At 58.5% G+C, this 19,710-nt stretch carries 16 protein-coding genes and 1 pseudogene; 6 read left to right on the top strand and 11 right to left on the bottom strand.

All coding sequences use genetic code 11. The features are described from left to right. Positions 1–156 precede the first annotated feature (156 nt). The gene (locus NKK51_RS10205; RefSeq protein WP_352552615.1) at positions 157–669 is read right to left on the bottom strand and encodes a hypothetical protein; all 513 of its coding nucleotides are present in this window, start codon (positions 667–669) and stop codon (positions 157–159) included. A 220-nt stretch (positions 670–889) separates the two neighbouring features. Here NKK51_RS10205 and NKK51_RS10200 point away from each other — a divergent pair, with 220 nt between their 5' ends. Both NKK51_RS10200 and NKK51_RS10195 read left to right on the top strand, forming a co-directional pair. Beyond that, a complete protein-coding gene (locus NKK51_RS10200) occupies positions 890–2,302 on the top strand; it encodes a deoxyguanosinetriphosphate triphosphohydrolase family protein (RefSeq protein WP_352552614.1) in 1,413 nt (470 codons plus the stop codon). Positions 2,303–2,337: 35 nt separating this feature from the next. Continuing rightward, positions 2,338–3,078, top strand: coding sequence for a hypothetical protein (locus NKK51_RS10195; protein ID WP_352552612.1), 741 nt, complete (start codon positions 2,338–2,340; stop codon positions 3,076–3,078). A 559-nt stretch (positions 3,079–3,637) separates the two neighbouring features. On the opposite strand, the gene NKK51_RS10190 is transcribed toward NKK51_RS10195, so the two are convergent. From NKK51_RS10190 to NKK51_RS10160, 7 genes are all read right to left on the bottom strand, one after another. Next, the gene (locus NKK51_RS10190; protein WP_352552611.1) at positions 3,638–4,165 is read right to left on the bottom strand and encodes a YjaZ family protein; all 528 of its coding nucleotides are present in this window, start codon (positions 4,163–4,165) and stop codon (positions 3,638–3,640) included. A gap of 42 nt (positions 4,166–4,207) precedes the next feature. After that, the gene (locus NKK51_RS10185) at positions 4,208–6,184 is read right to left on the bottom strand and encodes a TniQ family protein (RefSeq protein WP_352552609.1); all 1,977 of its coding nucleotides are present in this window, start codon (positions 6,182–6,184) and stop codon (positions 4,208–4,210) included. A gap of 2 nt (positions 6,185–6,186) precedes the next feature. Continuing rightward, positions 6,187–7,263 carry an ATP-binding protein gene (locus NKK51_RS10180; RefSeq protein ID WP_352511224.1) on the bottom strand — a complete coding sequence of 359 codons (1,077 nt, stop codon included), beginning with the start codon at positions 7,261–7,263 and terminating at the stop codon, positions 6,187–6,189. Further along, a complete protein-coding gene (locus tag NKK51_RS10175) occupies positions 7,260–9,506 on the bottom strand; it encodes a TnsB C-terminal domain-containing protein (protein WP_352552849.1) in 2,247 nt (748 codons plus the stop codon). Before NKK51_RS10175 ends, NKK51_RS10180 begins: the two co-directional genes overlap by 4 nt. 67 nt (positions 9,507–9,573) lie before the next feature. Continuing rightward, a complete protein-coding gene (locus NKK51_RS10170) occupies positions 9,574–10,155 on the bottom strand; it encodes a PDDEXK family nuclease (RefSeq protein WP_352552608.1) in 582 nt (193 codons plus the stop codon). A gap of 1,613 nt (positions 10,156–11,768) precedes the next feature. Next, on the bottom strand, positions 11,769–12,248 hold the full coding sequence (locus NKK51_RS10165) for a hypothetical protein (RefSeq protein ID WP_352552606.1): 480 nt from the start codon (positions 12,246–12,248) through the stop codon (positions 11,769–11,771). Positions 12,249–12,595: 347 nt separating this feature from the next. Continuing rightward, a complete protein-coding gene (locus tag NKK51_RS10160) occupies positions 12,596–13,114 on the bottom strand; it encodes a hypothetical protein (protein ID WP_352552604.1) in 519 nt (172 codons plus the stop codon). A gap of 254 nt (positions 13,115–13,368) precedes the next feature. Between NKK51_RS10160 and NKK51_RS10155 the strand changes: the two genes are divergently transcribed. The 4 genes and pseudogenes from NKK51_RS10155 to NKK51_RS10140 form a co-directional block, all read left to right on the top strand. Continuing rightward, positions 13,369–15,045 (top strand): RecQ family ATP-dependent DNA helicase, encoded by a 1,677-nt coding sequence (locus tag NKK51_RS10155; RefSeq protein WP_352552603.1) that lies wholly within the window; start codon positions 13,369–13,371, stop codon positions 15,043–15,045. 268 nt (positions 15,046–15,313) lie between these two features. Beyond that, positions 15,314–15,649, top strand: a complete 336-nt coding sequence (locus NKK51_RS10150; protein WP_352552601.1) for a system killer suppression protein — start codon at positions 15,314–15,316, stop codon at positions 15,647–15,649. Next, positions 15,649–16,740: a HigA family addiction module antitoxin gene (locus NKK51_RS10145; protein ID WP_352552600.1), complete on the top strand. Its 1,092-nt coding sequence runs from the start codon at positions 15,649–15,651 to the stop codon at positions 16,738–16,740. Before NKK51_RS10150 ends, NKK51_RS10145 begins: the two co-directional genes overlap by 1 nt. A 7-nt stretch (positions 16,741–16,747) precedes the next feature. Beyond that, positions 16,748–17,002: pseudogene (locus NKK51_RS10140) on the top strand (ATP-binding cassette domain-containing protein); the annotation flags it as partial. Positions 17,003–17,347: 345 nt separating this feature from the next. On the opposite strand, the gene NKK51_RS10135 reads toward NKK51_RS10140, so the two are convergent. The 3 genes from NKK51_RS10135 to NKK51_RS10125 all read right to left on the bottom strand — a co-directional run bounded on the left by NKK51_RS10135 (position 17,348) and on the right by NKK51_RS10125 (position 19,654). Next, the gene (locus NKK51_RS10135; RefSeq protein WP_352552599.1) at positions 17,348–17,791 is read right to left on the bottom strand and encodes a hypothetical protein; all 444 of its coding nucleotides are present in this window, start codon (positions 17,789–17,791) and stop codon (positions 17,348–17,350) included. Positions 17,792–18,218: 427 nt separating this feature from the next. Then, positions 18,219–19,010 carry a hypothetical protein gene (locus NKK51_RS10130; protein WP_352552597.1) on the bottom strand — a complete coding sequence of 264 codons (792 nt, stop codon included), beginning with the start codon at positions 19,008–19,010 and terminating at the stop codon, positions 18,219–18,221. A gap of 359 nt (positions 19,011–19,369) precedes the next feature. After that, entirely contained in the window at positions 19,370–19,654 is a 285-nt protein-coding gene (locus tag NKK51_RS10125) for a hypothetical protein (protein WP_352552596.1), read from the bottom strand. Between the last annotated feature and the right edge of the window lie 56 nt (positions 19,655–19,710).

Here is a 19,710-nt window from a genome sequence, read left to right as displayed (position 1 = left end):
TATGCTGTAGCTTGCAACTGGATTTCATGCTCCCCGCGCGGCGGCTGCACTACGGCGAGTCTTGGGCAGGCGGAAGTCAGAGGTGAAATTTTCATGCGCTTCCTAGGGCGCAACACCTGTCAAGGCGAACGCAAAAACCAGTTCTGCCGCCACAGTTCAGAATCGGAGAGAGGGTGCGCGCGCTTCCACGATCTCGGCTTCGAGCCGCCTCAGTAGGGCATCCTTGCGCCTGTTGTTCTCGGCGATATCTGCATCGGTATATGTAATCGGACGCGCCAGGTCGGCGTCGTTGTAACGCTGTCCCTTTCTGTACGGTGATCCCGGTGGCGCCGATTTCACGTTGTACACGTTATAGGCCAGCACCGTCTCCCCGGTGAGCCGCCTTATGTCCTCTGGAAGGACCGCCTCCACGACTCCGCGCATGAAGTCGACGCCATTCCTTTGCGCTGAGGGTTCCGGCAGGTTCTGAACGACGACGTCGAGTTCGTCGGCGGGCACGCCGACCAAGATTCGATATGAGTGCTGGGAATCTTCGACGGTCAGTTCCCAGAAAGGGGGGACGGCCGGATCAATGAAGGCATTCCGCCTGATGTGGACGACATAGTTCGGGCCGCGTCGCGTTTCGCTTGCGCCCATGAGTTCAATGTCCGTGTTCCTATCGCGACCCATGCTTGCTCTCCCGTCTCATCCAAGACAGTCTCGCGTGGGGAGCTGCAACTTTCAAAGCGTCGGTCGATTCTAGCGATGGACCCCCGTCTCGGGTGGCACTGAGCCGGCCTCATCGGATGCTGCGGCAGGAAGCGCCAAGCGCTTCCCAATATCGCCGCGAACCTTTTCACAACCAGACCTAGGTTACGACTTCCTCCAGAAATGAAACTGGAGTTGGGGAATGAGTTCTATTTGGTCCACCGCGCGCTGGGGACGTGTCAGTTCGACCGATATAGACCCGCGAGGGTGGAGGTCGTTCTTTCAGCAAGATTATGATCGACTGCTGTTCTCTGCACCCGTCCGCCGGCTTGCCGACAAGACGCAGGTTTGGCCGATGGAAGAAAATGATGGAGTCAGAACCCGTCTTACCCATTCGCATGAAGTGGCTAACCTTGCTCGATCGATAGGGTCGAGAATAGCGGTCGAACGAGGCGACGCGTTTTTCGGAGCGGACCTACATACGCACGTCCAACCCGTATTGTCAGCGATAGGGCTCGCCCACGACTTGGGAAACCCGCCCTTCGGTCATCAAGGCGAGGCGGCCATCGGCAAGTGGTTCGCCCAACGTTCGGACTGGATCTTCACGCACGAGATGAAGGGACATGAAGCTCAACTTGAGACGCCAGTTCCACCCCACTTACACCGCGAATTCCTTTCCTTCGACGGCAACCCGCAAGGATTCCGCTTGGTGACACGGTTGCAGACAAACGTAGAGCATGCAGGTCTCCATCTCACTGCTGGCACGCTGGCCGCCCTGCTAAAATACCCGGTGGGTGCCATTTCCGTCGATCCAGAGCATCTCGTGAACAAGAAGTTCGGCTACTTCGAATCCGAAAGGGAGATCGTGAACTGGGTTCGGGCAGAAGTCGGGTTGGTTGAGGGGCAGCGTCATCCACTTACCTGGATCATGGAAGCCTGCGACGACATTGCATACAGCATTCTCGATGTCGACGACGTCATGAAGAAGAAGATAATCTCTCCGGACGACGTGTTGGCTATCCTCCTCCATGATCCGCGCAGCGCTTCGTCCGAGGCGGTTCAGAAAACTCGGGAAAGGTTCGCAAAGGTGCAAGCAAGCGGGCGCGACGCCGACGTGGCCCGGGATATCAAAATCGGATACCTGCGGGCCTTTCTCATTGAGGAACTCATCCACGAGGCGAGCAACAGTTTCGTGGTTTCATCAGGAGCTATAATGGGCAAAGTCCATGATACGCCGCTCATGGAGGGAGTGGCGCTATGCAGTGCTCTCAAGGACGTTGCGAAGAAGCACGCGTTCGCAAACCCCGCTGTCCTCAAGATGGAGGCCATCGGAGCCGCGGCCCTGGACGGCTTGATGACATTCTTCTGGCGTTCAATCAGCGATCGAAAGAAGTTTGACGACATGGCATCAAAGCGGATCAGCGCGGTGGCAAAATACGGCTGGTCTCTTGTGAGCCCGAACTATATTGAAGAAGCGAGCCGAAGCGGTTTAGCATTGGGAGAAGCAGCGGCGATACGCTATCGCGAACTGCGTTTACTGACGGACATGGTGTCGGGCATGACGGATTCGTTTGCGTTGAAGTTATGGGAGCAGATAAGGGAAATCCCAGGGTGAGGGTCGCGGCAGAGCAACGCATCGTGAAGCGGCGAATGGATGAGTACCTTTGGTGGGAAAAATCCGCTGCAAACGTACGCCTGCGCGCCTTGCTGAGGAAGCATTTCCTCGACTTCGATCGCGTTGCGATCGTCGGCGGCATGGTCAGAGATATCGCCAGAGCCGGAAAGTGCGCGTTTCACTCCGACATCGATCTAGTGATAGAAGCGCCGGCCCGGTCCGTAGCCGAGTTGGCGGCCAGAAACGGTGCCCGGAACAACCAGTTCGGGGGCTATTCCTTCGGCGCGGATGGCTGGAAGCTGGATTTTTGGGCTATGGAGACGACTTGGGCGGCCCGGGAAGGCCACGTTCAGGTATCCCGTTTGGAAGACATCACGCAGTGTACCTTCTTCGACTGGGATGCAATCCTATACGATCTGAAAGAGCGCAAGGTGATCTGTGCAGACTCGTATCTAGACGGCGTCCGTCGCGGAACCATGGACATCAGCCTGCTACCCAACCCCTCCCATTTAGGAAATCTGTACAGGGCCGTCCGTCGCATTCTCGCATGGGATTTGGAACCCGGGCCTAAGCTAATGGCGTTCATAGACAAGTATCTCGACGACGACGGCTTTGAAGTTGTCGTGCGGGAGGAAAGCAAGCGCTGCAAGCAGCGGTTCCTGCAGGCCTTCGGCGACGCGCGGACACTGCGACGTCACTTGGCTTGCAGAGATGATCGCAGGCAGATTTCTACTGTGTACGCGAAACAGATGAGCCTTCCTTGGGTGACCCACTGAGCGAGCGAACCTTTCTCTGGATCGCTGGTTTTTCGTAGGACCAGAGAGACTGCGACCGGCTTTCGGCCAGACGGACGTGATCGCGACTGTAGAAGAAGGCACCTGCGACATCGGTGTCGAGGGCTGCCTCGATGATGTCCCGCCCCAAGATTTCTCAAGGAAGGATCGGAGCGGCCCAATGCAAGAGCGTCAAACTGCCCGGCTTCCTCTATCACGAGGCGTATGCATGGTGCGGATATTGCGGAACGCCTATCGCATTCGAGCTGATGTGCGACGGGGACGATTGGCACCACATGGTAACTAACCTTGGTTGCCGTTCCAGGACGGCGAACTTTCCTCTTGAGATCCCGCTACCCGTGCGGTACAAATTCGTTGTTATCACCGTCCCTGCGATGAAACGCGTAGGGAAAGCTAGCGACTAATCGATTGACGCAGCGTACTGCGGATAGCGCTAGCCCATCAGGGGAAACCCTGGTCACACGGTTACGCCGGTGGGTCGAAAGACTTGGTAGATCGAGGTGGAATATAGCTAAGGGCGGCTTCGGCCGCTCTTAGCTTTTTAGGGCTTGAAAACGGTTTCTTCGACGAGACGTCCGAACGGAGCGTTTCGCCTGACGCCGATGCGCACGTCCTTAGCATAGGCGCTTTCGACATGGAGCCGGACGACATGGCGGCCTGAGGCGGAGATACCCCCGGACGCCAAATTGAAGAACATGTAATAGCGTTGCCCTGCCACGAGCGCAGGATTCGTTTTGAGCTGAAAGCTCATCCAGTTCCGGCGGTGCGTTAGGCTGACCGTGGCCGCCGGCTTCGAGGCCAGCGCGTTGATCATCATCGGCAACTGAGTTGATCGGGCATGCCTGTCCGGGCAGAACACCCGGCGTTTTTCCGCTGTGCCAATCGAGTAGCAACCTTCCACATGTGGTAGCCCGGAATCCGTATAGCAGTGGTCCGAGTAGGTCGTGACAATGTCAACCCCGATGGCCTTACCGTTGGCTGTCCGCCAATCAAATGAATCATCTCTCTGCCACAGATGCTTCAAGGGATAGTCGACCAGGAGGTGAGAGATCAGTGCAGGATGAAACACGCTAACTCGCTGTCTGGAACAGGTAGGTTCTGAAATTCGCCGTCAGAGGGTCGTGTTCGAGACGGAAGTTCGTTCTTCCGATTTCCCGGCGGCCCTCGCTAGGCGCGCTTGCGCACTTGATTTTTCGTAAGTCCAAAAGGTGGGAGACGAAGCCTCCAATCCCTCAACCCGCTCACGCTCATAGAAGAAAGCCCCAAGATTCTCCTGGGGAACCGCCGCCTCGACGCCTGCGCATCGAAGAATCAGACGGACCTGTTTGTGATGCATATTTGTCTTCTGGCAGAGCTCGCCAAGCGAAACGAAGCGCGTCCTGAACGCCTCCGCGCTCTCCCTTGAAACAACCGGGATCATCCGCCTTGCGTCAGGGCTGAATTCCTCAATCAACGTCAGATAGCCTGACGCGATCAAGGCGCTGACGACCCGATCATGCGTCCCCGGAAGGAAAGCTTCTGTCTCCTCCTTGGTAAGGTTTGTGCGCGTCTCGCGCGAACGCACGATCCGCGTCATCTCGTCGGCGTCCAGCAGCAGTGCCATGTAGTCCATCCTGCCAACAAGCCTGCCTTTCCAGCTCAGCTTCCCCGTGAAGACCATGTCGAGAAGGTCTGGAATGCTGCAGGAGGACGCACGTCGCGCGCCGATAACATCGACCTGGCGCTCGGTTGGTTCTGAAATCTCGCAAGCGCCGTCGAAAAGGTGGGTCCGAAGCTCTTCGACTGCTTCTGTTGAGAAACGTCGCTTCGCATTCCTTCGAGAGCCTGTATCTGCCAATGCAGAAAGGTGCCCGCCGGCGACCAATGCCTTCAGGTGTAGGCGGGGAACGCCGAGAAGCTTCTCGACCTCCGGAGCGGTGATCGCATCCTTGAGCTCGGAAACGACTCGATGGACGTCGCCGGACGTGGCGAGGATGCGATGGTCCATGACCCCGGATCGCTCTCCCGCGCCGTCGATGCCCATCCGCTTGAATAGCCGACGGATGGTGAGGGCATGCACGCCGGAGTCCCGGGCCGCGGTGCGAACCGTGTGGACCTTGCGGTCGCCCGCTGGCTCTCCGAGCACGTCGGTCCCGGGTTCGATCGGCATGGTCGCCAGGGCGAAGTGGCGCACGGCGTCGCGCAGTTTGGCGTATGCCGGGTCGTCCACCGTCTTTTGGAGCAGGCCGTATGCATAACCGTAGGTGTCCCGTGGACCCCAGAAACCGCGCGTCGAAGACTGCGCGTCGTTGAGCCTTCCGAGAAACGTGCGAAGGGATTCCTCACCGACGCTGGCAATACGGAATCCTTCATCGGCGGCCGCGGCCCAGTCGGAGGCGGTGAACTGCGCGACCTTGACCTTGGGCTCGTGCAGCGAGGAAACGCCGAGAGCCTCGCAGAACGGGGCCGCCACGTACAGCGGGAGGTCGTCCAGCCAGTTCTCCTGCGACCGCACACCGCGGAGCCGATTCTGAAGCCATGTCTGGAAAGGGGAGGCGGGCGCAGGGATCGCCGCGTCAGCAATCTGGTGAAGGCTCGGAATCAGCCCATGCATCGTGCCGCTGAAATCGAACGGAGCGAAAGGCGTTCGGATGGGGTTCGTCGCAGTGAGAAGAACATTGTGCCGGCCGCAGGACCGAAAATGAGACAAGGTCCATTGAAGCCGGAGCCACGGTCTGCTGGACGACGGACCATCATAGCGGTCCATGTCCTCCCGCGCGCAGCGGGCACAGAACCGGAAATACGTCCGATTGACCGCAAGCCGGACGACTGTCTCGTCTGCTACCTCGTAGAATCTGCCGCCCTTGGGAATGGGCGTAAACCTCAGCAGGGTTTCCGGGTCTGCCCGTCCAAGCGTGGCGATGTCTCGCACTGCCGACGGGACACCCTTGTCGAGGCTCCGCTGATGGATGCTCATGTCGCGGAGGAGATCCTTCAGCGAACGGCCATTCAGGACCGCCAGGCGGGACGCGAAGCCCGCCGCCGGTTCCTGATCCTCGAGCGGATAGGCAAACGCAAGCGGTTCGAGAATCCGCCCGTTCGTTCTCATGATCAGTGGTCCTCGATCATGAATAGGCCGGGCTCCAATCGAATCCAGTCGTCTACAAGGAAGGGGTTCATTTCGTCATGGCCGCGGGCCTGTGAATGTTCGATGTAGGCTAGGGCGAAATGGTCGCGCGTCAGAGCGGCAGCGTTTTTCGACGCCGCTTGCTCAATCGCGGCGAGGATCACCTGAGCGATCCGTCCGTACCGATACCTGGCCGCATGCGCGATACGGTCCGGGAGGTCGCTTTCCAGCACCTTGCTGGGGTTCAGCCCGGCCGCTTCGCACATAGCGGCCACGACATTGAGGATGAGGATGCGCTCCGCTGGAAGAACGACATCCGGAAGGTGCAGGTGTCGTGCGCGCCGCTCGATCTGCTCGTCAAGCTTCGCGAGGGAGGTGATGCTTGGCATGCCGGACATGATGAGGCTGACAGGCCACGGCGTGTAGTTCATGACGCCCTTGAGCGCCTTCCTGACGGAGTCCCGCTCCTTGTCGGATTCGGTCAGCTTCAGCAGGTGCTGCGTTTCGTCGATATGAATGACAAGAACCTTCCGCAGGTGGAGCTGCTCGGGGAGGATGTCCCATACCTCGCCTTGCTCGTACTTGCGGGTGATCTTGTAACCTGCCTTCCGCAGGATATTCAGCCCTAGGAACTTGAGGGTCGAAGGTCCCATCAGCGTAAGGGAAATCACGGGTTCGATGGTGCCATACGACTTCTTGATCGGGGCCAGCGTGAGGTTTTCCTCAAGCATGCGCTCCACCAAGGTAGTTTTTCCCGCGCCGCTTTCGCCGGTGACGAACAGGATGCGGCCGTCGTCTCTCCGATTGTTTTTCTTCGCCAGCATCATCGCGACAAAGCGGGAGAGAGTCTTTTTGGCGACGTCGTCCCGTCCGCAGCGCACGTAAACGCTCTTCGCGCGTTCCAGCATCTGCTTGACGCGTTTGTCCTTCTCGCTCAGGCGGCTCTCGATCGTATCGAGAAAGTCGTCGTCGGACATGGCATCGTTCCAGTCCGTCACGGGCGTACCGTCGGCACGCTCGTGATCTGCACGGAGCCCCTGATCGGCAAGTTGACGCGTCATTCGTCGTCTCCGTCGTAAAGGTTCATGCTTCCGCCGAACGGCTTCGGCTTTGGTGAACTTTCTTCGTGGGGCGATTCCGGAGACGGGAGGGACTTCTGCCCGGTATCGACACTGCGTCGCGTCGAGAGCGCGACGATTGTACCCAAACCGTCGCCCTCGGGTTCCTCGGCCGCATGTTCAACAGACCCAAGTCCTGCCCTGCCGGAGAACACGATCCGAGCTTCGATCAGATCCAGCGTCTTTTCCGTGATTTCGTGGGTCGCGATGGCGGCCCTCTTGCGGACGTTTTCGGCCAGATCAAGGAAGTGCCGATGGGCATCGATGCGGATCGTTCGCCCTGCTGCCTGCTCGGCTTTGACGAACTCGCGCACCGCCTGCTTCGCCAGGAGCGTTTCAGCAATCGTCTTCCCGTTGCCTGTGCCGTCCACGCTGGGAACCGTGAGGAAGTGCTGGTCTTCGGGGACTCCTTTGATCCGACCCCTGAACTGCTTGGGAATCCGGACGTATACGCCGCCCAGGTCCTCAGGTTCGATGATGACGTCGACCTTCTTCTGGCCCAAGAGAGCATAGAGACGAGCGAGTTCCAGCGAGTTGTATGAAATCCCCAGAAACTCGACGCCGTGCTTGCTGATGCTGCGATCCTTGCGCCGCAGCCCGAAGGCAACGGCCAGTTGCTGCTTGGATGGGGCAGGCGGCAGGCCAGCCTTTTCAAGCTCCATCCACTTGCCGTACGGCGTCCGGCCCTCGAGGCCACGGTGGGGGCGGAGATGGTAGTAGTCGACGATGAACACGATGAGGGTCTTGTAGAATTCTCCGACCGTCAGCGCCGCGAGCTGTTCCGCCGGATAGTCTCCCCGTTCGACAACGTTCGCGAACGCTCGTCCGGCGAAGTAGCGGCAAAGGCGCTTCATGTAGCGGAAAAAGGCTTCGACCGTGCCGCGCATGCGGGGGTCTTGCTCTGGGATCACACGACTGACGTTAGCGCGCATCGCTGCGTCATCGAATTCGCTGCCGTACGCCGGTCCTCCGTCAGTCGCCACATAGGTGGGGCGGCCATGCATATGCCAAGAGGCCTTTGCGCCCGCCGCAGCCGCCAATTCGGTCTTGTCGACCATTACCGACCTGAGCGCCGGCTTCGTCGTGGCAGTCGAGGGACTGTTGATGGAAAGGTTGAACCCGACGATGGCGCGGGACGCGCAGCAGATTCCCGCCGTAAAGGCCATCCGGACGCGGGGCACAAGCTTTCGCTGCTCGGGCTTCAAGACCTTCCAGATAGCGGAGCGCTCAATGAGCGCATGGAGGTCGACTTCCCAGTCGTCCATTTCGACCCGGCCCAACGCCGTGGTGACCAAAAGCCCCTTGCCGACCGGTGTGTATTTCCGAAGAGCGTAGTCGCTGTCCTCACGGCCGGCGTCGACCATAAAGGGGTCGAGCGCATGAATCCTGCGGCGAATGGCGTTGTCGCTGGCGTAGACATGCTGTTGCGGCGGAAGCCTTTTGTTGATTTCGTGGAAGGCCAGCTCAACGTTCTGGCAGATGTCCGCCATCTTGGGCTTCAGGATGCTGGCAAACTTTTGGACTTCAACGGCAATCACCGCGGCGGCGCGGGGGTCGAGTTGATCCCGGTTTCCGCAGTTCGAGTAGCGCGGACGGAAGCTGTCCATGCGGCAGTGCCCCGCAATGAACTTTGCCATCCATTTCTTTAGGGAGGGAGGGCTTGGGTAATCGAATGCCTTCCGCACTTCGCCTGGGAGTCGCCGGCCGGGCCGCCGTCGCTCTCCGAATGTGTCGAGGTACCAACGATCCATGCGGTCCGCGTTCTCCTCAATGAAACGCGCGCAGTCATCGATCGTGCGGCGAGGTCGCCAACGCCCTTCGACGTTGGCCGCGGCGTCCAGAAAACGAACGCACCACTCCTTCTTCCAGGCGACGGTCCTCAGTTCCTCTTCCGAAAGATCGCTGAGGTCGGAGTCGTCGAACCGCACCCGCAGGATCCCGAGGGCCTTGGAATAATAGCCTTCGTCCATGCGAATGCGCTTCGAACGGATCAGGCCGTTGATCTCTTTGTCCGTCTTTACGACGAAGAAGTCCTCGGCGATCAGGTCGCCGGTCACGGGCTGCAGCACGTGCGAGTCCTTGACCTTGCGCTCGACCCTGAAGGACTGACCGTCGATGACGAGCCTGTCGTGTCGGCCAAATAGGTGAGGTCTTTCGTAGTCTCCCGCCAACACCGCTGGATTCATCAGTTTCACGCACGCCCCCATTATCTTTGTTTTCCTTCGCCTTTATTGGGTTCCCGTAAGGATTGAATTAACGGAGCACTTCGCGTGCCGCGAGATTGACGAGGAGTGCATTGTCAGCCAGCCGGACGTTTGCCGGGACCTTCAGGAGTCCTTTCTGGACAAGGGTCACGGCGGCGCGTCGCCCGCGGTCGCCCAAGCCTGTTGCCCGGATGATGTCCGAGAGCAGTACGCGCGGAGGAAGCCCGCGAAGCGCGGCGGTCACGAGCGCCTGACCTTCGAAGTCGAAGTCGGACGCATACGCCAAGATTTCCCTAGCGTTCTCGATCTGCGTCAGCGTCAGGTCCTTCTCGGTCAGGATCCGGAACTCGTCGGCGAACCGATCGCCTTGTTGTTCAGAGACAAGCCGGAGCGTTTCTCGGAGGTCGTCATCCACGTCCTCCTTGTACTTGACGGCGTAGGCGATCCTGCCTGATGCCGTTCGCTGGACGAAGTCGAAGTAGTGTTTTCGCTTCTCGCCGTGTTGGATGTACTCCGCTTTCTGCTGTTCGCGGATCTCCAGGGTTTGGGGCAGGGTGACGAGGACTACAAGTACGGACTCTTCCAGGCCGCTGTCGAACCGAATGGTCCTGCGGCGGAACGGATCGACCACGGCGCCTACCTTGGAGCCGCGCTTCCTCGGTCGCGGCACACGGTTGGCTACGCTGTCCTCGACGTCTACCGCAGAGGCATCCCGGCCCCAGTCACGTGTAGCGGCATCGGTATAGACCAGCCCCCGGACGAGCTGCGGATCTCGGCCACCTGATGGTTGGCGAGCGCGTCAGAACGGAAGCCGAACCCGTGGGCGGACGTCTTCAAAGCTTCGGCGAGCAGGAGGTTGTGGCAGCGCATTTTCGTTTCCCTTGCGATAATCGGAGCGCCCCGCCGACAGGCGACGAACGCATTGATGAGCCGACCGCAGGCGACGGGAAGGATTCCGACAGCAGGCGGAACCAGACCCGACCTTCCGGTCGTGGAAACGTTCACGCAAGCCGTCGCGGGAAACCGCCACGTCATCCATCGATCAAGGGGAGGGCCGAAAAGCCGGGCTTGAAATCCCGGCGGAACACACCCGGGGGGCTTCAGCCCTGAGCTTTGCGAACTTCCCGCAGTGCTATCGATATGTTCTTCGCGAACATGAAATTGTCCTCTCGAATGGTCGCTTGAGCGCGTGTCCATTACGGACCCGCAACCGGAGCGGCGAATACGGCGTCAAAGCGGAGCGTCTCAAAAGAAAATCTTGGAGAAGGTTACGAGAGGATCCGGCGGACCTGACGACCGTCCGCCGGGGCGGCCAACGCGTTGAGCAAACATCGCGATACGGCAGCGGGTGCCGTCTGCTCAGCCAGCGGCAGATCATCTGTCCGTTGGGAGAAAAATGTTTAGAGGCGAGCTGTTTGCTCATGACTACGATCCTTCCTAGCTAGATAAACAGGCTAGCTGGGGAAGGGCGAACCGAAGCCGATGTCAGCCATCGGCATGAATCATACCGATGGCTTAAGTTCTGGCTTTACGGCCGTCCTGCCCAACTATCGATATGAATTTCATCATGGAATTCGGTTCCTTTTTTCCGGCAGGCTTGGTGCCGGGAGCGGCGTTTTGACGGCAAAGGATTGAGATATGGTTAGGAAAACTCATCAAATTCGATAGGATCCGAACTTCTTCGATCGCGATATCGAAATCCTTGTCTTCAGGGTGCCGCGAGAGGTGGGGCAAATGGCAAATGATACCGACTTGCAGTCAAAGTGGAGACTGGTTCGCTGGCGAACTAACTGGGATAGTTGACGGGGATTTTTCGGATTGCCGAAGGCCTAAGGCAGGGCGAATGCGACATCACAAGTAAGCTTTCCCAGCGAAAATTCGGATTTCGTCGCGAAATGTTTACTGTTTCTCGATAGGCCACTTTATGTCATAGGAAGCGTGAATTGAACATTCTAATTGAAGCCCGGCAAGGAAAGTTGTTCTTCCACGTCAAGCTTGACGACGGCAGCGAGGAGAGCGGCTTCGCCCCCGAAGGGCTTGGAAAAGTTCTAGCCGCCATTCGGAACGCTGTGCTCCGGAACATGCTTATACTGCATTTCCGGGAGGAGCATGACAGATATGCGCGCATGTTAGAGGGTCGTAAGGTTCATATCGACGAGAACGGCACCAAGGTCTGCATGTCAATCGACACTGCATCCGACGAAGGAGTGTTCAGGACCAGCAGTCTCAGCGAATTGATAGAATTCATCGATCCGCGAACTGGAAATCCAAAACTTTCCGGTACCAATTCATCCCCTTTGCGCTCCTGAGCTTGCGGGCATTCTCGATCCTTTCAAGGCCGATGAATTCTGCTCCTGCAGGACGAGTGATCGCCTCCGTAATGTTGGGTTTTTCGATGTTCAGCATCGCGCCCCAGCCGAATTCTTCTTCGACACTGTTCCATACAGGATAGATCTCCTTCACGGCTTCGATGACCCAGCCATAGGAGCCATCCCAGCCATATTTCTGATGGTCGGGTGTTGGCCCGAGTTCCCATCCGAGTTCGGAAGTCAGCCCGATTTCCAATGGGGACAGTATCGGCCACAGGAATTGCGGCGCTTTGATATCGACCATCTCATTGGCGGCATAGTCCCTGACCATTTCCCGAAGCAATTCAAGCCTATTCTCCTCGCCTGAGGAAGGCGTTCTGTCGGTGTACTCCACCATTGCCGTCGACATGTTCATTCGCTCCTGCTCTGTCCTCGAATTGTAGCCGGCCGGCGCAGACTTGTGAGCCCGCCGGACGTCAAGCCCGCGGTTATTTTCGGAGCAAAAGAGCCTGCAGCACTCGGTGGTGAGAACCACGACCTCTTCCTGCTATCGATGTTATCGACCTCATCGATATGCAGTGAGCACGACCCACGCGCCACGACCATCAACAACCGCCTGGCTTCGATCCTTGATAGCCTGCAGAAAGACCGGGCGGGGTCCGCCATGCGGCGGTGCTGGGCGGCCTTCATGCACGTCACCGTTGCATGGGACGCGTCCCCGGCATGGTGAGCCCCTGCATCCGCCGAATATCCGAACGCAATTCACAGGTGCTCTTCATTCGATGGTCTCGTGCCACGCGAGATCGGCGGGCGTACCAGTCGAAATACCTCAACCGCGAGTACGTTTGGCCGAACTGCGGAGACCACGTCAGCGATTGCGGCGCGAATATTGGAATACCGAAGCCCCTCCTGAGGCGAGCCCTGCCCGTCCCCTCTGAAGATAATGCCATCCCTTCCAAGGTTCCGAGAGCAGACCAGAGCTTGCCCTTGCAAGCCCGCTACGGTCTGCAAGCAGTGGAGAAAAAAGCAAGCCGCCACATGCCCTGACAGCTCCCGGAGCAGCCTGACGGTTGCGTCGGTGCCGAGAATGATGGTCAGTGGATAGCGCAAGGCAGCCTTGAGCTGTCGATCGCCTGGTCTCGTCGGCACGTCGATAATCAGTCGCCACTTTGACCATGAAATGACCCATCCACAGTCGACCTTACAGTAGATTATCGACAGCGAACGGGCGATGCCTTTGGATGCGCCAAAGCGACCCTGGTCCACATCGATGGCATTCATTAGCTGGAAGCCGTCATCATAGGATTGCTTCAGGCAGAGCATATTGCCGCGGCGGGAATTCTGCTGCGGGTCATTCGCGGCGGAGCCTTGCGGACTTTCGCGCTGTCGCGGCCGAATGAAAGATAGATCGCATCATCGCGCGGCCCAAAGCACCCTGTAGCAAATTTCATCCTTTGATCAATGCAGCAATGGTCACCCTTTCATAAACCTGTTCTGCTATGTGCGTTATTTCGGGGACTTGGACACGAGCAGAAATGGATCAACCTATTGCCACCGGTTCGTGGCACGAAATACGCCTTCAAGTTCTCAAGCGTGACAATTACCGCTGCGTCTCATGCTCGACGCCGGTGAAATCGTCCGAAGCGGATGTCCACCACCTGTTGCCCAGATCGATGGGTGGAACGGACGAACTCTCGAATCTGGTCACCCTGTGCGATGGCTGCCATGCAGTCCATCACCCAAACCTGGCGGGTGGCCTTGCGAGGAGGGTTATTGAGCGATGGGCGGTCAGGCTTGCCCGTTGGTTGGATACTGAAGGCCAGGTTTCCGAAGGCGTTGGCAATTTCGGCCCGGTCCTCCGTCTGTTCGGGATAGATCGCTTCCGGGAAGGCCAGTTGCCGATCGTGCTGGCTGCTCTCTCTGGAAAGTCGGTCCTGGTCGTCAGTCCGACTGGATCAGGCAAGACCCTTTGCTTTCAACTGCCTGCTGTGCTTCGCCGCGGTCTGACCATGGTTGTCAGCCCTCTGAAAACTCTGATGTCGGAACAGGTGTCTGGCCTGTTGGCCAAGAAGATCCCGGCCACCTTCATAAATAGCGACCTGAGCGCCGACGAAAAGCAAACCCGGTTTTCACTGCTGGGACAGGGCGCGATCAAGTTGCTCTATCTGGCTCCCGAGCGCTTCTTCGTCAGGAGCGAGGACGAACGTGCTCGCCTGAAGCAGACGCGGCCATCGTTCATCGTCGTGGACGAGGCCCACTGTGTCGATCAATGGGGCAGGGACTTTCGGCGGGAATACGGCCGGCTGAAGGAGGTCCGCGAAAAGCTAGGTGCGCCACCCGTCTTGGCATTCACCGCGACCGCTGGGCTCGAGATGCAGCAACGCATCCTGAAATCGCTCGGTATCGAAGACGCCGAGGTCTTTGTGCGCGACGTCGACAGACCCAATATCGCGCTCCTCCGATGGCGGTGCGCAGCCGATCAGCGAGCCGGGGAAATCGCATCTCTCCTGCGGATACCCCAGCTCCAAGGACACAAGGCGATGGTGTTCGTGCCCTCGACGAAGGTCGGGGAGGAGTTGCAAGCGGCGCTACGCAACCTCGGACTTGAAGTGCCGCTCTATCATTCCAGACTGGGAAACGCATGGGAACGGCAGGAGCTCGTTAAGCGCTTCCTTGGGCAAAGCAGGCCATCCCTCGACCAGATCATCTGCACTAACGCCTTTGGCATGGGCCTCGACGTCCCGAATGTCCGCCTCGTGATCCATTGGCAGCAGTCTGCGTCGGTTGAGGACCAGCTACAGGAATTCGGTCGCGCTGGGAGGGACGGAAAGCCTTCCGTGGCGGTTATGTTCCACAATGGTTTGAGCGTTGGTCGCGATATCTCAAGGCTGCGTTTCATGGCCGAGACAACAGTGGAGTCGGCACAAGTCTCCGCGCTCGACCGGGAGACGATGCTAGAGCAGCGCTATCATCAGATTGATCAAGTCAGTGAGCTGATGAAGACCGGGTCCTGCATGCGCACCGCAATCTCGGAGTATTTTCAGGGGCCGAAGACCACTCGACGCCCAAGCCTCTCGGTCTGGATCCTGGACTGGGCATTCGGCAACCGCACGAAGTCTCGACGTTTCCAGGCTTGTTGCGATCATTGCGACAAGGCGGACCTCAGACGCCGCGGGATGGCGGGATACGTTGCCCGGGTTATTGCTGGCTAAGTTCACAGGGATCGATGAAAACGCGCGCGTCAGCCGATTTTCGCATGGCGGTACCGATCGAATAGTCACGGCCAAATTCCGCGGACGATGTCCATGAGACGACTGCTTTCCGCAGCTTTGCCGCGAGTTCGTGTGAATCCCGCGTGCGACACGTATGCCTTCGTTGCAACCAGACCGAGTTCCCTGGCAACATTGATTCTGCGCGATTCGATGGCCAGCACTTGACCTTCGCTATTTTTGCTTTACCTAATGGGTTAAGGGTTTTCAGGTGGATATTGAGTATGCAACCACGAAACTGGAGAAACTCTGCCTCAGCAGCAAGGCCTTGGTGAAGGAGTTCGGAACCGTTGTCGCTGGCGCATTCCAGAATCGTCATGCATTCCTTGCCGCAGCGCCGGCGTTGGCCGACGTGCCTACCGACAAGCCGTTCAGGCGTCACCTTTTAGAAGGTGACCGCAAAGGCCAATGGTCCGTGGCGGTGAAGAACGGAATCTGCATCTGTCTGGTGCCGGATCACGACCCGGTGCCAGAGATGGAAAGCGGCGGCGGAGACCTCAAGAAGGTCACCAAGGTAAGGATCGTTTACGTAGGGGATTACCACTGATGGCAACCGCGACGACCAAGAAGCCGGACTACATCGTTTCCCCAGGCGCAATCCTGGACGAAATCCTGGAAGAACGCGGGATCGCCAAGCAGGCATTCGCCGAACGATGCGGACGGACGCCTAAGTTCATCAGCGAGGTCATTTCAGGAAAAGCTCCGCTCACCGAGGAAACGGCGCTCCATTTCGGCAGGGTCCTCGACATGGAACCGCAGGTCTGGGTCAATCTCGAAAGCAATTACCGATTGAGGCTGGCGGAGCGCCAGGAGGAAGAAGAGTTCGCTCGGCAGTCGGCCTGGGCGAAGAAATTTCCGGTGAGGGACATGGTCCGGTACCGGATGTTCGACACCCCAAAAAGCCCGGCGGAAACAGTTCGATGCATCCTGGACTTCTTCGGGACAGCTTCGATCGCGGCGTGCGACGACATGCTCGCCAGCCGACAGGCTTCGGTGGCCTATCGGCGATCGCAGTCTTTCCGCGGCCACCCCGAAGCTGTCATGGCGTGGCTTCATTGGGGGGCGCGCATCGCCGCGGACATTCAATGCTCCGAGTACGATCCCATGAGGTTCAAGGCTTGCCTGAAGCAAGCCCGCTCGTTGACACTGTCCGGACCCGAAGAGATTCAGGCCCGTCTCGGAAAGCTATGCGCCGACGCGGGTGTCGCTCTCGTGTTCTCCCCGGAGTTGCCGGGCACGAGACTTAGCGGCGCTGCCCGATGGGCGGGAGACACTCCGATCATCCAGCTGAGCCTTCGGCACAAGTCCGACGATCACCTCTGGTTTACGTTCTTCCACGAGGCGGGTCACATCCTACTGCACGGCAAGAAAGGCCTTTTCATCGACGACGACAAAGGTGACATTGACGATCCTAGGGAAGCTGAAGCAAATGAGTTCGCGGCATCGAGCCTGATCCCAAAGCCAATGTGGAAAGCGTTCGTTGCCAATCGATGCTTTGACGAGGCTTCCATCCGAGCGTTTTCCGCGGAATGCGGCATCGCGCCCGGCATTGCAGTCGGGCGCCTTCAATACGAGCGCGTGGTCCCCTACAACACGGCGCTGAACAGGTTGAAGCAGCGGTTCGAGTGGATCGCCTAGACAGACCGGAGTCCCAGCCTTCGGTCTCGAAGTGCGCGGCCTGGGGAAGGCGGAAGCCGAGGAGCGGGCGCGCTTTTACATCGCGCTGGTAGGCCTCAGCGAATTCACCGGGGCTTACCCGAGGCAGCTTTACGGCGGCATGGCGCAGCGTGTCGGCATTGCCCGCGCTTTGACCGTGCAGCCCGAGATCCTGCTGCTTGACGAACCGCTCGGCGCCCTCGACGCCATGACCAAGATTTCCATGCAGGAGGAACTGGCGCGCGGTCGGCAAGGTTTCGAGCATCTCGGGATGATGCGGCCTTGGTGATCTTGGATCGTGCGCCGGATGCTTGAGGACGATGAAAGGTCGCGGAAAGGTCGCGCCGGCGATTGACTTTTCTACCGAGATCGCTATGGTTTCGGTTGTCGTAAAGAGCATAACGAGCATCGGCCCCTGTTTCAGCGCCAGCTCGCTAGGACGACCAAGTTGTGCAGGAAGCTTGTGACAGGACACTTCGGGTGGCTTCCAACCCCTTGAGCTAAGGAAGCGCTTCTACTGTCGAAATTTTAACGAACGCCCATGGAGCCTATGCAGGTTCCCTGGGCGTTTCGCTTTCTGCGGCCTTCTCTAATCAGTCAGCGGCACGTGCGCAAGAATAGAACCTATCCGGGTCCCGTGTGGGTTTCGTTGCGCGAAAGCCGTTACCACCGAATAATGGATATCATCGCCGCGAATCTTGTGCTCGAGGACGGCAATCCCGATTTTTGTGCGGACGACTGTCACCCGCACGTCCCCGATGTGGCCGAACTCGCAATACACTGGCGAGCCGGGGCAGACGATAGCGGCGACGTATTTCGGAACGTCGCCTTCCTCAACGTATCCGCACGCGAGGACCTCCGCTTTGTGTCGCGCCCAGATGTGACGTACTCCAAAGCCGCCCCGCGCGCTGTGGCGCCCGAGTTTTAGGACGACGGGTGCGCCTGGAATTGCCACTCCCCTGACGTTCTTTTCTTCGACCCTCCCGAAATAATACGTGCCGTTTGAAGGATGTTGAATGAGAGTATTCGGCATCTACCCCGTCATGAACTGAAACTGCATCGAGCGCGCCCCTAACATGAGGCATTGAATATTGACAGTGAATGTCACCGGAATCGTCTCCGGCACCACATTCCGGAATCCACCTGGCAACCGATCGCTCAACCCTCGACATACCTTTGGAGCGGCATTCGGCAGCAAAAAACCGCCATGCCTGAACTCCCAGCAATGGTAGGCCCACCGATGTCTGGAGCGGGGAGGCCCGCATCAGGGCAGCCACGGGACGACATGACCGCAATCGACAGGGTGATCCGCATTTGCGACCGAGCACAAACAGGGATTTTGCGCTCGCGCTGATAGCGTTTTCCCGGGTTGCGTAATCGCAGATTTCCGCGCGTCCGGTCTGACGATGAAGATCACGGAACAAGATGGCGGCCGCGTCATCATTAAAGCAAACCGTGTCCTAGTCCGCTGATGCTTGTTTTTTGAGAGCATCACAGGCTGAGTTCAGTCTGTGATGAATCAGACTGACGTCGCGCCTGCTCGGTTCGTCTTGACTACTTGCGATTTGGCCCAGCCATCGTGTCGCCTTTTCGATTTCTTCGATCGCGGTCCTGATGCCTTTGACCTTTTCTACAGCCTGTCTGCGACGCTTTTGAAGGGCATCCTGCCGTTCGGCATTCGACATCGCTACGCCGGTCTTCGGCAGCCGACCACGCCGTTTCGGAGATTGTGCGGGAAATTGGACGTCAATGAGCTTCATGACGATGCGCTCGATGGCTTCGTGTTTCCAGGCTCCCGTTGTGTCGTATTGCCCCGGCGTGATTTTTGCGATGCGATGGGCTTCGAGAATGGCTTCTGTTGCTGTTCCTGAGAATCCTCCGCTCATGAGTGATGCGACGCCTGTAAGCGTGTTCGCGAAGTGTCGGCTGAGAAATGGATCGCTCCGTTTAGCGGCCGGATAATAGGCGAGGATCGGCGCTGTGATCTCGCGAAGCATCGCTTCGTTCGGTTCCGCTGGCGACAGCGACGTCGACTGTGTTGAAGGGGGCCTTTCGCCGAGGGGCTTCGGACCTCCAATTCTTCGCAGGTGTTCAACGATCGCCCTGCCGGTCGGGATTATAATGTTTTCGAAACGCTCCGCTCCGCAGTGGATTTCGTAGACGTTGTGCCTGCCTCCATCGTGCTTGACCTGTCCTTTTCCATTGATGACGTAGGTCTTTCCTTCGAAGTCGATCGTGCGCGTGCCCGTCACTTTTCCCTCATATTTACGTTATTACCGGAATCTCATGTCGGAGCAATTGCGTCAACATGAGGCCGGATCGAAATGCCGACACGGTCGCATCTTGGCTGGAGCGCCATCTGCGCGGGGTCCGCCTGGTGAATCCAAGGGGTCACCGCTAGTCGATCCGCCTCGCTGAGCTTAGGGAAACCCGCTTGCCGACTCAGGTCGCGCAGCAGCTTCTCGTCCAGGTGGCATTCTGCCTCTCGTCGCGTGAGCGCAAGTCAGGGCGTATGCCAAGCAGAGATCGACCAGGGCGTTGTCGTTCCGCAGATGGATGCATGGGGCGCCCGCCGCGAACCACTAGCCGAGCGATCCTTTGACCATCACTTTCACGCAATGGTCTCCACGATCTCATAGCGCTGGATCAGCGGTCCAATCCCATCGTTGAGTAGGGTCAGGACGCTCTGCGCTGTCGGAGCGAGGATTTCAATCCGCTCGATGCGAACCGGACTCCATGAAGGTTCGTCGTCCTCATTCGAGGTGACTTCGCGGCGGAGTTCGATGACGGCCTGCCGCACCTCGTCCAGTTCCGCAAAAAAGAAGCCCGGGGTTCCAGGGTCTTTCCAGCGGCCTTCGTTCGGCTCAACGTCTAATGAATAGGTATACAAGATCATGGTTCGTTCGCTCCTGCTGTACGCCCTGCCGGATGCTACAATTGCCTGTCCTACCG

The sequence above is a fragment of the Mesorhizobium sp. M0011 genome (assembly GCF_040324155.1).
Lineage (GTDB): Bacteria > Pseudomonadota > Alphaproteobacteria > Rhizobiales > Rhizobiaceae > Mesorhizobium.
This window is presented reverse-complemented; position numbering and strand designations above follow the sequence as displayed.

Excerpts from the sequence above, each read along its gene's own strand:
- NKK51_RS10205 (WP_352552615.1), bottom strand. The coding sequence starts at position 669 with ATGGGTCGCGATAGGAACACGGACATTGAACTCATGGGCGCAAGCGAA.
- NKK51_RS10200 (WP_352552614.1), top strand. The coding sequence starts at position 890 with ATGAGTTCTATTTGGTCCACCGCGCGCTGGGGACGTGTCAGTTCGACC.
- NKK51_RS10195 (WP_352552612.1), top strand. The coding sequence starts at position 2,338 with ATGGATGAGTACCTTTGGTGGGAAAAATCCGCTGCAAACGTACGCCTG.
- NKK51_RS10185 (WP_352552609.1), bottom strand. The coding sequence starts at position 6,184 with ATGAGAACGAACGGGCGGATTCTCGAACCGCTTGCGTTTGCCTATCCG.
- NKK51_RS10180 (WP_352511224.1), bottom strand. The coding sequence starts at position 7,263 with ATGACGCGTCAACTTGCCGATCAGGGGCTCCGTGCAGATCACGAGCGT.
- NKK51_RS10175 (WP_352552849.1), bottom strand. The coding sequence starts at position 9,506 with ATGAATCCAGCGGTGTTGGCGGGAGACTACGAAAGACCTCACCTATTT.
- NKK51_RS10165 (WP_352552606.1), bottom strand. The coding sequence starts at position 12,248 with ATGAACATGTCGACGGCAATGGTGGAGTACACCGACAGAACGCCTTCC.
- NKK51_RS10160 (WP_352552604.1), bottom strand. The coding sequence starts at position 13,114 with ATGAATGCCATCGATGTGGACCAGGGTCGCTTTGGCGCATCCAAAGGC.
- NKK51_RS10155 (WP_352552603.1), top strand. The coding sequence starts at position 13,369 with ATGGATCAACCTATTGCCACCGGTTCGTGGCACGAAATACGCCTTCAA.
- NKK51_RS10145 (WP_352552600.1), top strand. The coding sequence starts at position 15,649 with ATGGCAACCGCGACGACCAAGAAGCCGGACTACATCGTTTCCCCAGGC.
- NKK51_RS10135 (WP_352552599.1), bottom strand. The coding sequence starts at position 17,791 with ATGCCGAATACTCTCATTCAACATCCTTCAAACGGCACGTATTATTTC.
- NKK51_RS10125 (WP_352552596.1), bottom strand. The coding sequence starts at position 19,654 with ATGATCTTGTATACCTATTCATTAGACGTTGAGCCGAACGAAGGCCGC.